Here is a 15062-nt window from a genome sequence, read left to right on the forward strand (position 1 = left end):
CCCTGCGACGCCCCCACCCCCACCGCCGTGCTGTCACCCAACGAGACGTAGTTGACGCTCATTGCTGCTCGCTCACCTCAGGGAATCTTCAGCGCACGCAAGAGCCGCCCGCCGCCGGGACCGGCCACGCGCAGCAGCAGGGTGCTGCCTGCGGGCGCGGCGCGGATGACCGCGGCCAGCTCCTTCGCGCTCGCGATGGGCTTGCGGTTCGCCTCCACCACCAGCATGCCCGGGGACAGCTGCGCGCGGTCCGCGGGCGAGCCGGGGATGATGTCGGTGATGAGCGCTCCGGAGCGCTCCGTGAAGCCCGCCTGGGACGCGGTGCGCGCATCCAGGTCCTGCAGGGACACGCCCACGCGGCGCGAGGTGTCCTGCTCCTCGGCGGCCTCGGGCTTCTTCTTGGACATGCCCTCCAGGTCCGGCCGGGTGCCCATCGTGACCTTCACGTCCTGGGCCTTGCCGTCGCGGTAGAGGCTGAGCGTGGTGACGCTGTTGGGCTTCTTGAGCGCCACCGTGCGGGTCAGCTCGCTGTCGGAGCGCACCTTCTGCCCGTCCACGGCGACCACCACGTCGTCCGCCTTGAGCCCCGCCTTCGCCGCGGGGGAGCCGGGGTTGATCTGCGTGAGGATGGCGCCCTCGTTCACCGGCAGCTTCAGCGCCTGCGCCAGGTCGCGCGTGAGGGGCTGGATGCCCACGCCCAGCCAGCCGCGCGTGACGGAGCCGCTCTTCTCCAACTGCGGCAGGAGCGCCTTGATGAGGTTGCTGGGCACGGAGAAGCCGATGCCCGTGCCCCCGCCGACGATGGCGGTGTTGATGCCCACCACCTCGCCCTTCATGTTGAACAGCGGGCCGCCGGAGTTGCCGGGGTTGATGGCCGCGTCCGTCTGGAGGAAGTCGTCGTACACGCTGGCGCCAATTTCCCGGGCCCGCGCGGACAGGATGCCCACGCTGACGCTGGAGGCGAGCCCGAACGGGTTGCCGATGGCCAGCACCCAGTCGCCCACGCGCACCGCGTCCGAGTCCCCCAGCTTCACGGTGGGCAGCTGATCCACCTTCTCCTTGATCTTCACCACGGCCACGTCGGTGAGCGGGTCGCGCCCCACCACCTCGCCGGTGAACGAACGGCCGTCGTCCAGGCGGATGGTGATGGTGACCGCGTCCGCGATGACGTGGTTGTTGGTGAGCACCAGGCCCTTGGGGTCGATGATGAAGCCGGACCCGGCGCCCTGGCGGACCTGCTCCCGCTCACTGCGACCGCCGCCCCGCCCACCGTTTCCACCGAAGAAGCGGTCGAAGAGCGGATTGTCCTCCATGCCCTCCGGCACTTCGGGACGGGCCTGCACGTCCACGTTCACGACGGCGGACTTCACCGAGTCCACCAGCGGGGCCAGCGAGGCCAGCGACTGGGCCTCGCGCGTGGCGGGCTGGAGGTTGCCGGCCTGTCCGGAAGCCGCCTGCTGCGTCTGTGGTGCGGCGGGCTTGGGCGCCGGAGCCTGCGCGAGGGCGAGCGTGGGCGACGCCAGCACCAGCACGGCGGCCACGAGCTTGCGACGGAACGGAAGGAGCGTGTGGGTCATGGATTCCTTCAAGCTAAAGCGGAAACGAGTCCCCGCAACCGGAACGACATCGTCCGCCTGCGGGAGGTGAACTCCCGGCCAGCCCGCCTGTTCCCGAAGCGCTCAACCAGGCCGGTACACCCGGTAGTCCAGCTCAGGGAACAGGTTGTCGCGGCCCTCTACGTGGGACAGCCACGCTTCGTCGACGGTGCCCGCGCGCACCTGATCGTGCAGGCGCAGGAAGCGCTGCAGGTGCTCCTTCGTCCGGCGGACGGCGTAGTCCACCATGGTGCCGGTCTTCATGATGAAGGCCCAGTCGGAGGACTGCGCCAGCAGCAGCTCGCGCGCGGCCTGGTTCAGCGCCCGGCGCGGCAGGGATGAAGCGTCAGGGAAGTCCCGCGCCAGCTCCACCATCTGCTTCGCGCAGTGGTCCAGGTGCCGGTAGATCCAGTCGTTGCTTCCGTCCAACCACATGTTGGCGTAACCGCCCGCGCCCCACGAGGACAGGGGCGGCGTGGCCACCTGGTTCTCCGGGTGCGCTCGCAGGTCGTCCAGCGGGCTGATGAGGTCGAACTTCCGGGGCTCGCGCGCGGCCTGACGGATGAGCGCTTCGATGAAGTGGGGGCCTTCGAACCACCAGTGACCGAACAGCTCCGCGTCGTAGGGCGCGACGACCACGGGCTTGCGGCCGCCCATGCGCGAGGCGAGGTATTCGAACTGGCGCTCGCGGTTGAAGAGGAAGTTGCCGGCGTGTACCCCAGCGCGCTCGCGGGCGGCGGCCGGATCATAGGGCTGCTTGTCGCTCGTCTTGCCGGTGATGCGGAAGTACTTGAAGCCGGTGTTCTTGCGGTCGCCGGTGGGCTGGACGAAGGGCCGGATGTAGTCCTGGTCCAGGTCCCAGCCGATGTCCCGGTAGAACTCGCGGTAGACGGGGTCGCCCGGGTAGCCGTGCTCGGTGCTCCACACCTGCTGGCTGCTCTCCGGGTCGCGTGCGAAGGCGGCGACGCCCGGCTCGGTGAAGATGGGGGCGTAGGGGCCGTGCAGCGGGCGGGGCGTGGCGTCGGTGAGCGCGTGCGTGTCGACGAAGAAGTAGCGGATGCGCTCGGCGGAGAGGACGCGCTCCAGGCCCGGGTAGTAGCCGCACTCGGCCAGCCAGATCCCCGCGGGGTCGCGGCCGAAGTTCTGGCGGTAGTGGTTCGCCGCCACCGTCACCTGGGCGCGCACGGCCTCGGGCGTCTGCTGCATCAGCGGCAGGAAGCCGTGGGTGGCGTTGCAGGTGAGGATCTCCAGGTGGCCTGCGTCCTGGAGCCTGCGGAACGCGGCGACGAGGTCACGGCGGTAGTGGTTGTTGTACGCGAGGCGCAGCGATTCGAAGTGGTCGCGGTGGAAGACGGCCAGCGGATGGAAGGTGGCGTCGTGACGGGTGCGGTGCACCTCACGGGCGCCCAGCTCGCAGAGCAGGTCCAGGCGCCGGGCGTAGCGCTCGCGCAGCAGGTCGTCGTTGAGCATCGTGACGAGCGTGGGCGAGAGCGTCATCGTCACCCGGAAGGGGACGCGCTCCTCGACCAGCGTGTCGAACACGCGCAGCAGCGGCAGGTACGTCTCCGAGATGGCTTCGTAGAGCCAGTCCTCCTCGAGGAAGTCCTCGTACTCGGGGTGGCGGACGAAGGGGAGATGTGCGTGGAGGACCAGCGCGAGGGAGCCCAGGCTCATAGGTCAGTCGAGGAGGCCGTGCGGGTTCACGAACGTCCACGGCGCGAAGAGCGCCGGGACTTGGAGTTGGAGGACTTGGAGCCCGGGGATGAAGGCTCAGGAGGCGCGGGCTTCGCGGGCGCGGAAGGTTGAGCGGGTGCGGCCTCCGTCCGGGCCGTTTCGGTCCGAGGCGCGGCGGCCTTCGCGGACGGAGTGCCAGGCACCGCGGGAGCGGCGGTCTTCGACGGCGGTGCGGGCGGAGGCGAAGACGCTTCGGCCTTCGCGGGCGGAGTGCTGGGTGCGACCGTCGAGAGCGCTGCCTTCGATGCCACGGAAGCCGCCTCCGTGGACGGAGAGCCACTCAAAGGCGCAGGAGCCGGAGCAGCCACCTGCGACGCCTCGCCAGATTCTCTCGCCTTGTCCAGGGCTCGCTGTTCGGACGCGGACAGTCCGCGCGTCACGCTCAGGGCCCACGGATCCCTGGGGGCCTCAGGCGCGGAAGCGCGCGACGGCTCCGGAGAAACCGCCCCTTGCGAACGTGAATCCGACGCGGGTTTCCCCACGGAGACGGGCAACGAAGGCGCGCGCGAGCCATTCCCCACGCCACGGCCATTCACGGGAAGTGGCGCCGACGGACCCTTCGCGGGAGGCGCGCCAGCGGGTGCACGCGAATCATCCAGGGAGCGCGCATCCGATGCCCCGGCCGCGCGCGGCACCGTCGGGTGCTGCTGCCCCGAAGCGCCCTCCGTCCCCAGATACCGCTGATCCGACGCCCCAGCCGCACGCGGCACCGTCAGGTACTGCTGATCCGAAGCCCCCTGCGCACGCTCCGGGGACAGATACCGCTGATCCGACGCGCCAGCCGCACGCGGCACCGTCAGGTACTGCTGATCCGAAGCCCCGGGTACCGGCGACACCGTGAGGTAGCGCTGATCCGAAGCACCCGGCGCACGCGGCACGTCGATGTACTTCTGGTCGGACGCGCCCTGCCCTCCCGCGCCTTCCACGTAGCGCTGATCCGAAGCGCCAGCGGCACGGGAAGCAACCTCCAGATAGCGGTACTCCGACACACCGCCCGGAAGCAGTGCCTGCCCATACCGCTGATCCGAAGCACCCGGCGCGCGCGGCACTTCCAGATACCGATGGCCCACCGCGCCCCCGGTCTGCTCGTAGCGCTGATCCGAAGCTCCCGGCGCGCGTTCCACCGACAGATAGCGCTGATCCGAAGCACCCGGTGCCCGCGGCGGTGCCAGGGGAGCAAGCTCCACAGCTCCCGCTTCATACCGCTGGTCCGAAGCACCCGGTGCCCGGGGAGCACCCTCCAGATAGGCCGCCTCCCCATAGCGCTGATCCGAAGCGCCGGGGGCCCGCACACGGTGCACTTCCGGAACATCGCGCACGCCCGCGCTGCCCGGCAACGTCACCCGGCGCCACGTCACATACTCGCGCTCCTGCGGCTCCGGAGCGCGCGAGGCAACCACCGGCACGGGCTCCTCACGCTGGCGGTCCACGACGGGCGGGGGTGGCATGTGCAGGAACCGGATGGACGTGTCCGAGGACGGTCCCGCCGGCGGCAGCGTCGCCCGGTTCGACGAATGTCCGATGCGGCGCGAACGGCCATCCGTGCCGACGAAGTGCGCCTCCACCCGGAACGTGCGCCCGGGGGACATGTCCCGCAGGTAGAAGCTGCGCGACTCCAGCGCGAAGTCCACCTCGCGCGCCACACCCTCCCCGTCGAACACCTTCAGCACCGCGCGCGGCGACGGCAGGCCATCGAGCGCCCGCTGCCGGCTGGCGTCACTGAAGTCCCAGAACACGAAGAGCGTGTGCGGATCGCGCGCGAGCAGCACCATCGCGTCGTCCTGGTAGTCCAGGGGCAGCTCGGTCAGGTGCTCCTGCCGCTCGGGCGTCGCGTCCGCGGGGGGCAGGCGCGGCGCCTGCTCCTCCAACAGATGATGGCGGCGCGCCTCGGCCTGCCCCGCGATCTTCGTCACGAAGAACCCCTCCACCAGGGGCTCGGCGGCATGCGGAGGCTCGCTCGCGGGCACGGCGACCGCTCCGGCGGCGGCAGTGTGCGCCCCCTCTGCATTCGGCGCGCTCGACGGACGCGGCGTGGGCGCGTCGGGGAACGACGGCAGCGTGTCCTCGTCGTCCGGGTCCCTGCGCGACTTGCCGCGCGCGGGGAAAGTCACCACCCGCGCCGGCCGTGTCCGGGGTCCGCCCGAAGGCTCGGTGATGGGTTCCGAGGAAAGTTCTCGTGCCTGTGCTTCCTGGGCATCCGACGCCTCCGGAGGCGGCAGGGGAACGGACCCGGGCTTCGCGCCCCGCGCCGGACCGGAATCCGGCTGTCCGGAATCCAGCGTGCGCTCTTCCCCGCCCACGTCACCGGAGCCCCGCTGGGACACGTTCAGTCCCGCCAGGCGCGCGAGCCGCCCCAGGGCGGGAACACGCTCGGCGAGCGCGCTGACGAACTCACGCCCTCGGGACGCGCCGGACCGCTCCCGGAGGTATTTCCGGGCCAGTTCGCGCAGGTAGCTCAAGGTGACGCCCTTCCGCTCATCCATGGACACCCCGCCTCGTTATGTCGCGGCATACAGGGGGTCAACGCATCCGTCACGGGATGTGTTTGTCTGCCGACCCCGTACTTCTTCCTTCACGACCGATGACACCTTCCCCTTGTCCAAGTATCCTGCGACCGCTTGAGTGACCTGCCCAGACTTCTCCTGTGCAGCTTCGACGTCATCCCCGGCCCGTCTGGCTCCTCACGCCGACTGACCGAGTATCTGAAGGCGTTGCCTGACCGCTTCTCCGTGGTGGTGCTGTCGGCGAAGACGCCCGACCACTCCCATATCGAGAAGTACCAGGGCGCCCGGCTGCTTCGCGTCCCGGTAGGCTCCGGCGACCTGGCCTCGCGCATCCAATCCTTCGAGCGGGCCGTGCGTCGGCAGCTGGAGAGCGAGGACTACGCCCTCGCCCACTTCACGGACCCCTTCGGCGGCTACGCGCTCTGCGAGCTCAAGGCGGACTACGGCTACCGCCTCATCTATGAGGCGCAGACCTTCCCCTCGCAGGAGCTGCGCTATACCCATCCCCAGACGGATGGGGACCGCCGCTTCCTGTCGAAGATCCGCCGGCAGGAGCTCTTCTGCCTGATGAACGCGGACCTCGTCGTCACCGGTTCGCAGACGACGCGCGGGTACATCCAGGGGCTGGGCGCCGCGGAGGACCAGCTGCGCATGCTGCGCGCGCCCGTGGACCTGAAGCCCTATGACCCGGAGGTGCTCGGCGCCCCGGACGGCACGCCCCTGAGGATGATGTACCTGGGCAGCCACGTCGGCTGGCAGGGCCTGCCCACCCTCCTGAGGGCCACGGCGCTCGCCGCCCAGCAGGTGGACGTGCGCCTGACGCTCGTGGGCGCGCACCATCCGGACTGGAAGCCCCACCTGGACGACCTGGTCAAGGACCTGGGACTCAAGGAGAAGGTCGACTTCCAGCCGCCCGTCGTCCACGACGACCTCTTCAAGGTGCTGGCCCTGGCGGACGTGGGCGTGTTGCCCATGGACGACTCGGAGCGCAACCGGGTCCAGGGCGGACCGCTGGCCAAGGTCTCCGAGTACATGGCCGCCGGCCGGCCCGTCATCGCCGCGGACCTGCCCGTCACCCGCGAGCTCATCCCCCAGGACGCGGCCGTCTTCTTCCCGCCCGGGGACAGCCGCGCGCTCTCCGAACGCATCGTGGAGCTGTCGCGCGACGTGCCCCGCCGCGTGGCGCTGGGCCGGGCCGGTCGCGCGCACGCGGAGAAGGTGCTGGACGCGGGCCTCATCCGGGGCCAGCTGCTGGACCTCTATGATTCGCTCCTGAAGAACCGCGGAAACCTGCCCGTGGGCGCCGCCAACGAGCCGCCCGACGTCACCATGACGGGCACGCCCACCAACCGGCTCGCGAACCTGGGCATGCCGGAGTCCTCCAGGCCCGCGCCCGTGCCCAAGCCGCCCGCGAAGCCCGCCGCGCCGGACAGCGCGCTCGAAGCCTCGGCCCCGGAACCGGCGGCGAACAAGGAAGGCGCCGAGGACCTGCCCCTGGTGATGGGCATGGCCCTGGAGGAAGGGCTCGACACGCGGCTCGTGAAGACCGAGCCCGACATGCGCCCGGATGAAGTCCCCATGGTCCTGGGCCTGCCGCTGCGTGAGCGCGCGCCCGCTTCAGCGCCTGCGCGGACCGAAGCCCCGGCGTCGGTCGACAGTGGGAGCGACACCGCCAGGACCACCCTCCCGGCCGCCCCGACGAAGGAGGAACCGGAGCCCCTGGGCGGTCGCCGGGGTGAGCCGGGTCCGCCGACGGAGCTGGTGACGAGCTTCTCCGCCAAGGCGCTCTCCTCCCGGGACTCGACCCTGGACACGTCCTCCAGGGACGCTGGCAATGCCGACACCGCCCCTCGCGGGCAGGGCGACGACGCGGCCCACTCCGGACCGACGCCCGTCGTGCGGCGCTCGGCGCTCGAGGATGAGGGCGAAGCGCCGGCCCCCACGCCCATCGTGCGTCGGCCGGCCCCGACGGAGGACGAAGAGAAGGCGCCCACGCCCATTGTGCGCCGGCCCTCCTCGCTCGCCTCCGAGGACGAAGAGAAGGCGCCCACGCCCATCGTCCGTCGCTCCGGCGTCACCCGGGAGGAGGAGTCTCCCGCCCCGACGCCCATCGTCCGTCGCTCCTCGGTGCTGGTGGAGGACTTCCCGGAGCCACCGGCTCCCACGCCCATCGTGCCCATGCGCTCCGTGATGAACGCGGGGCGGAGCACGAATGCCGGGCGCTCCGATTCGAAACCCCCGCGCCTGGCCTTCACCGGCGAGCCGCCCTCCGCCGCCACCGAACCTCCCCGCTCTCCTCCCCTTCCTTCCATGGCCGACGCGGACAAACCGCCCATCCGTGGCGGCCTCGCCGCTGATCCAGGCCGTCCCGCCTCCCCCCGCACGCCGCCGCCGGTGCTGTCGGAATCCGACAAGCCGCCCATCCGGGGGGGAGGCCTCGCGGGTGACGCGGACAAGCCCCCCATCCGGGGGGGAGGCCTCGGGTCCGACGCGGACCGGCCCCCGCAGCTGCCGCCCCGGGCCGTCTCACCGCCGCCCGTTCCGCGCCAGGGGCCACCGCCCCGGCTGATGCCGTCCTCTCCGGAGGGACAGGCCCGATCGGGGCCGCCCGTCCTGAAGCCCTCCTCGCCTGCCTCCGCGGACGACGAACCGGAGGAGATCGCCGCCGACGAGGCCGAGTCTCTCGACGACGACGGCAGCACCACCCCGTCCAACGCCCGCGCGGCGCTGGACGAGCCGGAGGAGATCAGCAGCGACGAGGTCCACGACGCGGACTCGCTCGCCCTGGAGGCCGCGGACGCGGAGGACGCCGAAGCCGCGGTGAGCGAAGAGCCTCCGCCGGCGCCGCCCGGATCCACCCTCAACCCGTGGTTCGCCCAGCTGGCGCACGGGTACTGTCCGCCTGAAGGAGCCCAGTTCGCCCGGCACACCCCTCCCACCAACTTCCCGGGGAGGGATCCGGAGGCTGGAACGCCCCCACCTGTCGGCCAGGGAGCGGTTCGCAACAAGAACACGTGAGGCAAGCGACCGAGCGCCGCTCGGAAACTTCCCAAGCCTTGCGCCCGCCGAATAGGATGTGGCGGTTTTCACTGCACTTTTTGCTGGGTGAAGGGCTTCATGGAGCGTCGCGTCCTCATCGTCGAAAGCCAGAACGACTTCGCACTCAGCATGGCCTCCGTGCTCAAGAGCGCGGGCTACAACACGGCCATGGCCACCACTGCGTCAGATGCGCAGCGGGAGCTGGAGAAACGCCGACCCGACCTGGTCGTCGTGCGCGCGGAGCTGCCGGACCAGTCCGGCTTCGCCCTCTGTGGTCAGATCAAGAAGGGCAAGTGGGGCCAGAACCTCAAGGTCCTCCTGCTGTCCTCCGACTCGGGCGTGGAGGGGCTGAACAAACACCGTGAGACGCCCGCCGCCGCGGACGGCTACCTCGTCATCCCCTTCGAGATGGGGGAGCTCGCCTCGATGAGCGCGGGCATCGTCCCGCCCGGCACCGACGAAACGGACGCGGACCTGGACGCGGCCCTCTCCGGCGCCCCGCGTGAGGCCCCGCCGCCCATGCCCGGCGTGCGCACCGGCGCCCCGCCCAAGCTGCCCAAGCGCGAGCGCCGCAGCGCCATGACGGACGAGGACAAGTCCTTCATGGACCGCGCCTTCTCCTCCATCGCGGACCGCAAGGCGGAGCTGCTGGCGGAGTCGCGTCAGCTCAAGCGCCCGCCCCCGCGCCGTGAATTGATGGGCACGCCCGAGGGGAAGATTCAAATCCTCCGGGACGAGCTGAAGACACGCGAAGCGCAGCTCGCGCGCCTGTCCGAAATCTGGAGCGTCCGCGAGCGGGAGCTGCTGTCCGTCGAGGACCGGCTCCACGAGAAGGACGTGGAGCTGCAGGGCCTGAAGATGCAGGTGGATGACCTGCTGCGGCGCTTCAACGACGCCCAGCAGTCCATCGTCCAGAAGGAGCGCGAGCACGGCGCCACCGTGGACGACCTGCTCCTGCAGAAGTTCTCCTCGGAGAAGGACCTCATCGAGGTCGTCGCCTCCAAGGAAAAGGACATCAACGTCCTGCGCAAGGAGGTCAACCTCCGCGACGAGGAGCTGTCCCGCCGTGGCGCCGACCTGGAAGGCTGGCGCAACGAGTTCGACAAGCTGGAGAAGCACCTCGGCGTCGTCACGCTGGAGTTCGAGGTCAAGGAGCAGAAGCTCCAGGACACGGTCCGCGCCAACGAGGCGGACATCCTCCAGCTGCGCGAGCGCGGCGACCAGTTCGAGTCGGAGCTGGGCCGCACCGTCAGCGAGCGCGACCAGCGCTACGCCGAGCTGGACGGCGAGATCCAGGCCCTCCAGGAGCGGCTGACCCAGACCGAGCAGGAGCGCGACGCCACCGTGCGCGGCCTGGAGGCCCGGTCCACCACCGCGGAAGAGCACGCCAGCCGCTCCGACGCGGAGATTGAACGCCTCAACGCCGAGCGTGCCGCGCTGGAGCAGCGCCTCACGCAGCAGGTGGCGGACCTGGAGTCGGACATCGCGCGCGTCACCGGCGAGCGCGACCAGCTCAAGCTGGACAAGGACGAACAGGAAGCGGACCTCACCCAGCGCGTGGAGGAGCGCGACGCGAAGCTCGCCTCGCTCGACCGCGAGCTGCAGGAGGCCATCGCCCGCAACGAGAACAGCGAGGCGGAGCTCAACGCCACCATCCAGCAGCACCGCGAGCGCATCGGTGAGCTGGAGGGCGAAGTCGAGGCCGTCAAGACGCACCTGGAGGACCGCGAGTCGGAGCTGAACGCCGAAATCCAGGCGCTCCAGCAGGCCAAGGACGCGCTGGAGCAGGACCTCACCAGCCAGTTGGAGAACCTGCGCTCTGAGAAGGACGCCCTGGAGGCGGACCTCAAGGGCCAGATCCAGGCGCTCAGCGAGCAGCTGGACTCCGCCCAGCAGCAGGGCGAACAGCTCTCCGCGCGCGTGGCGTCGCTGGAAGACACCGTCGCCCAGCGCGACAGCAGCATCGAGGGCCTGCAGTCGGACGTGGCCGAGCGTGACTCGCGCATCTCCGAGCTGACCGGGAACCTGGAGGCGACGAGCCAGCAGCTCACGGAGACGCAGGGCACCCTCTCCAGCACCGAAGCCACCCTCGCGGAGACGCGCGGCGAGCTGGAAGCCACCAGCCAGCAGCTCTCCGAGACGCAGACGACGCTCTCCACCACGGAGGGCACGCTCGCGGAGACGCGCGGCGAGCTGGAGGCGACCAGCCAGCAGCTCTCCGAGACCCAGACGCGCCTGACGCAGACCGAGGAGACCCTCGCCTCCACGCGCGGCGAGCTGGAGGCCACCAGCCAGACGCTGGCGACCACCGAGGACACCCTCGCGCGGACCCAGGACACGCTGGCGCGCACGGAGGCCACCCTCGCGGACACGCAGGGCACGCTCTCCAGCACCGAAGGCACGCTGGCGGAAACGCGCGGCGAGCTGGAGGCGACGAGCCAGACGCTGTCCGACACCCAGTCCCGACTCGCGCAGACGGAGGAGACGCTCTCCACCACGCGCGGCGAGCTGGAGGCCACCAGCCAGACCCTGTCCGACACGCAGGGCACGCTCTCCAGCACCGAAGGCACGCTGTCGGAGACGCGCGGCGAGCTGGAAGCCACCAGCCAGACCCTGTCCGACACGCAGACGCGGCTTGCGCAGACGGAGGAGACGCTCGCCTCCACCCAGGGCGAACTGGAGGCGACCAGCCAGACCCTGACGCGCACCGAGGCGACCCTCGCGGACACGCAGGGCACGCTGGCGCGCACCGAGGCCACGCTCGCGGACACGCAGGCCACGCTCTCCAGCACCGAGGGCACGCTGGCGGAGACGCGCGGCGAGCTGGAGGCGACGAGCCAGACGCTCACGCAGACCCAGGAGTCCCTGGAGTCGACGCGCGCGGAGCTGGCCAAGACGACCACGCACCGCGACGAGCTGGACGCGGAGCTGAACGAAACGCGCGACATCCTCCAGGAGACCAACGGTCTCCTCGCCCGCACCACGCAGGAGCGCGACACGCGGATCGCGGAGCTGCAGGCGCTCGGCGAGGCGAAGGATTCGCTGGAGCAGGACCTCACCGGCCAGATTGGCCAGCTGCGCGCGGACCTGTCCGAGACGCAGGGCCTGTATGAGGCCGAGCGCGGCGCGCACGCGACGCTCGCGCAGGAGACCACCGCCCAGATCGCCGCCCTCACCGGCGAGCGCGACGGGCTGACGCAGGAGCTGAACGCCACGTCGCAGCAGCTGGCCGACACCCAGGCCCAGCTCACCGACACCCGGGACGTGCTCGCCCGCGAGGAGCAGGCCCACGCGAAGACGCGCCAGTTGGCCGCCGCCACCCAGGCGGAGCTGGAGCGCCAGCTCGCGGACTCGCAGGCGAACGGAGAAGAGCTGGCCGAACAGCTCATCGTCACCAAGCACGAGCTGGGCGCGCGCGTGGCGGAAGTCACGCAGCTGTCCTCCAAGCTCGCGCAGACCGAGGACGCGCGGCACGACCTGGACGACCGCCTCCAGACGCTCACGCACGAGTCCCAGCGTCGCGAGGAGCTGCTCCAGAACGAGGTCGACACCAAGGGCAAGGAGCTGTCGGACACGCTGCGCAAGCTCACCCACGTGACGCAGGAGAAGATGCGTCAGGCGGAGGTGCTCAACCGCGAGGTCGCCACCCGCACCGACCAGGTGAAGGCGCTCGAAGGCCAGCTGCAGACCCAGGCCGCCGAAGCCAAGAAGCAGGCGGACGCGCTGGGCCAGCAGCTCAACGCCGTGTCCAGCGACCTGGACGGGGCGCGCAAGGCCATCGCCGAGCGCGACTCGCAGCTCCAGCAGGCCGGCCAGTCCCAGCAGAAGCTCGCCAGCGAGCGCGACGGACTCGCCGGACAGCTCCAGCAGGCCCAGGCGCAGGCCCAGGCCCAGGCGCAGCAGGCCCAGGCCGCCGCCGCCGCCCAGAAGAAGCAGGCCGACGAACTGGCCGCGAAGCTGGCCAAGGCGGAGCAGACCATCGCGCAGCTCGGCCAGGACGCCCAGAAGGCCGCGGCCGACACGGACGCGAAGCTCAAGGACGCCCAGGCCCAGCTCCAGGCCCGCACCAAGAAGGCCCAGGACCTGGAGCTCGCGCTGGAGAACGCCACGAGCGCCCGGAGCCGCGCGGAGAAGGAGCTCACCGCCCGCGTCACCGCCGCCGAAACCAAGGCCAACGAGTCCGCCGCCCGTCTCGCCACCGCGCAGAAGGAGCGCAAGGACCTGGAAGCGCGTCAGCTCAAGGAGCTGGACGACCTCAACGCCAAGCAGAAGGCGGAGCTGGAGCGTCGCGAGGCCATCAAGGCCCAGGAAGTCGCCCGCCTCCAGACGTCCGTCCAGGAGAAGAGCAAGGCGCTCAAGGTCGCCGAGCTGGAGCTGGCCCGCTACAAGAGCAAGGCCCCTGCCCCGGCCGCCGCCGCTCCCGCCACCAAGCCCCCGGTGGACGAACACCTGGCCGTGACGGCCCAGGCGAACCCCGTCATCCCGGCCGCGGCCAAGCCCCCCGCGAAGGCCGCCGCCAAGCCGGCCGCGAAGAAGGCCGCCCCGGCGCCGGCGCAGCCCCTGGCCGATGACGAAGACGCCCCGGAGCGCACCATGGTGATGCAGCTGCCCACCGCCCCCGAGGGCGAGGACGACTGGACGGCGCTCGTCGACGAACTCGACAAGTAGCCCTCCGCCGTCCCCTGGAAATGACGAGGGCCCGCGCACTCTTTCGGAGTGCCGGGCCCTTCGTGCGTCATCTCAGGTCGGTGACTCGGTGCGACGAGCGCCGCGCTAAAGGGCTGTGACGGCCTTCGCCTCGCGCAGCAGGTCACGGAAGTGCAGCGACCCCACCACGTCCCGCACCGACACCGGCCGGCCTTCGTCCCGGGCCTGCGCCTGCGCCATGCGCCAGCGCTCCACCAGCGTCCGCGTCGCGATGTACGCCATCACCAGGGGGATGCCGCCCGGCATCACCACCACCACCACCGCCATCGCCAGTTTCAACCACGCCCACATGACCCGCGACCTCGTTCGTGTCCTGAGATACGGCACTGAGATGCACGGTGCGTGCCCAGGGTGCGAAAATATTTACGCATCCTGATTCCGGGGGGTTGTAGCCCCAAAGGCCCTCAAGGGTGCGGACGGCGCCCCCACAACCCTGGCATTTTTGCCGCAGTCGTCAGGGGACCGTCGGTTAAGTTGACGGGTGTGAGCCCCCCTGAACTGACCTCCGCGATTCCGTCCTTCACCAGCGTGGAGGACGCGGCGCGTCGCCTGGAGGCGGTGGGCTACCTGTCGTCCCCCGAAATCGCCACGGCGGTGTTCCTGGCGGACCGGATGAACAAGCCCATCCTGGTGGAGGGTCCGGCGGGGGTGGGCAAGACGGAGCTGGCGCGCGCCCTGGCCCTGGCCCTGGACCGGGGCTTCATCCGCCTCCAGTGCTACGAGGGCCTGGACGAAGCCAAGGCCCTCTACGAGTGGGAGTACGCCAAGCAGCTGCTCTACACCCAGCTGCTCAAGGACAAGATTGGAGAGATGACGCAGGGCACGAAGACGCTCGCGGAGGCCGCGGACCGGCTCGCGTCCGGCGACGCGGTGTTCTTCTCCGAGCGCTTCCTCTTGCCCCGCCCCATCCTCCAGGCCCAGCTGTCGGAGAAGCCGTCGCTGCTGCTGGTGGACGAAATCGACAAGGCGGATCCGGAGTTCGAGGCCTTCCTCCTGGAAGTGCTCTCTGACAACGCCGTCACGGTGCCGGAGCTGGGCACCATCAAGGCGAAGCACATCCCGCGCGTCATCCTCACCAGCAACAACGCCCGCGAACTGTCCGACGCGCTCAAGCGCCGCTGCCTGCACCTGCACATCGACTTCCCGGACCGGGAGCGCGAGCTGCGCATCGTCCGCTCGCGCCTGCCGGAGGTGCCCCAGGTGCTGGCCGAGCAGGTGGTGGAAGCCGTGGCCGCCATCCGGGCGTTGGACCTGAAGAAGGCCCCATCCATCAGCGAGACGCTCGACTGGGCGCAGAGCCTGGCGCTGCTCAACGCCGAGTCACTCACCGCGGACGTCGTCGCCGCCACGCTCAACCTCGTCCTCAAATACGAGGGTGACATCGAGAAGGCCCGCGCCAACCTTCCACAAATCGCCCAGGCCTGACGCACGGCGACTTGGACGGTGGACACAGTGGGGGCGCTGCGTTCAGGCAGCCCCCTGG

At 70.6% G+C, this 15062-nt stretch carries 7 protein-coding genes; 3 read left to right on the forward strand and 4 right to left on the reverse strand.

Going from position 1 to position 15062, the window contains the following annotated elements; translation table 11 throughout:
• Nucleotides 1-77: 77 nt before the first annotated feature.
• The 3 genes from D7Y13_RS03370 to D7Y13_RS03380 all read right to left on the reverse strand — a co-directional run bounded on the left by D7Y13_RS03370 (nt 78) and on the right by D7Y13_RS03380 (nt 5812).
• A complete protein-coding gene (locus tag D7Y13_RS03370; protein WP_120531875.1) occupies nt 78-1577 on the reverse strand; it encodes a trypsin-like peptidase domain-containing protein in 1500 nt (499 codons plus the stop codon).
• Nucleotides 1578-1679: 102 nt separating this feature from the next.
• Nucleotides 1680-3269 (reverse strand): glycoside hydrolase family 57 protein, encoded by a 1590-nt coding sequence (locus D7Y13_RS03375; RefSeq protein ID WP_120582792.1) that lies wholly within the window; start codon nt 3267-3269, stop codon nt 1680-1682.
• Nucleotides 3270-3295: 26 nt separating this feature from the next.
• Nucleotides 3296-5812: a DUF4912 domain-containing protein gene (locus tag D7Y13_RS03380; RefSeq protein WP_120582793.1), complete on the reverse strand. Its 2517-nt coding sequence runs from the start codon at nt 5810-5812 to the stop codon at nt 3296-3298.
• A 135-nt stretch (nt 5813-5947) separates the two neighbouring features.
• On the opposite strand from D7Y13_RS03380, the gene D7Y13_RS03385 reads away from it, so the two are divergent.
• Nucleotides 5948-8851, forward strand: coding sequence for a glycosyltransferase family 4 protein (locus tag D7Y13_RS03385; protein WP_120582794.1), 2904 nt, complete (start codon nt 5948-5950; stop codon nt 8849-8851).
• A gap of 99 nt (nt 8852-8950) precedes the next feature.
• Complete coding sequence (locus D7Y13_RS03390; protein ID WP_120582807.1) at nt 8951-13540, forward strand: response regulator; 4590 nt, start codon at nt 8951-8953, stop codon at nt 13538-13540.
• A gap of 105 nt (nt 13541-13645) precedes the next feature.
• Here the strand turns inward: D7Y13_RS03390 and D7Y13_RS03395 are convergent, their stop codons facing one another.
• Nucleotides 13646-13870: a hypothetical protein gene (locus D7Y13_RS03395; protein ID WP_120531871.1), complete on the reverse strand. Its 225-nt coding sequence runs from the start codon at nt 13868-13870 to the stop codon at nt 13646-13648.
• Between the two features lie 192 nt (nt 13871-14062).
• Here D7Y13_RS03395 and D7Y13_RS03400 point away from each other — a divergent pair, with 192 nt between their 5' ends.
• The gene (locus D7Y13_RS03400; protein ID WP_120531870.1) at nt 14063-15004 is read left to right on the forward strand and encodes an AAA family ATPase; all 942 of its coding nucleotides are present in this window, start codon (nt 14063-14065) and stop codon (nt 15002-15004) included.
• Nucleotides 15005-15062: the final 58 nt, after the last annotated feature.

The organism is Corallococcus praedator, from assembly GCF_003612125.1.
GTDB classification, from domain to species: Bacteria; Myxococcota; Myxococcia; order Myxococcales; family Myxococcaceae; genus Corallococcus; species Corallococcus praedator.

Coding starts and splice junctions, on each gene's coding strand:
- D7Y13_RS03390 (WP_120582807.1), top strand. CDS start 8,951: ATGGAGCGTCGCGTCCTCATCGTCGAAAGCCAGAACGACTTCGCACTC.
- D7Y13_RS03375 (WP_120582792.1), bottom strand. CDS start 3,269: ATGAGCCTGGGCTCCCTCGCGCTGGTCCTCCACGCACATCTCCCCTTC.
- D7Y13_RS03370 (WP_120531875.1), bottom strand. CDS start 1,577: ATGACCCACACGCTCCTTCCGTTCCGTCGCAAGCTCGTGGCCGCCGTG.
- D7Y13_RS03395 (WP_120531871.1), bottom strand. CDS start 13,870: ATGTGGGCGTGGTTGAAACTGGCGATGGCGGTGGTGGTGGTGGTGATG.
- D7Y13_RS03380 (WP_120582793.1), bottom strand. CDS start 5,812: ATGGATGAGCGGAAGGGCGTCACCTTGAGCTACCTGCGCGAACTGGCC.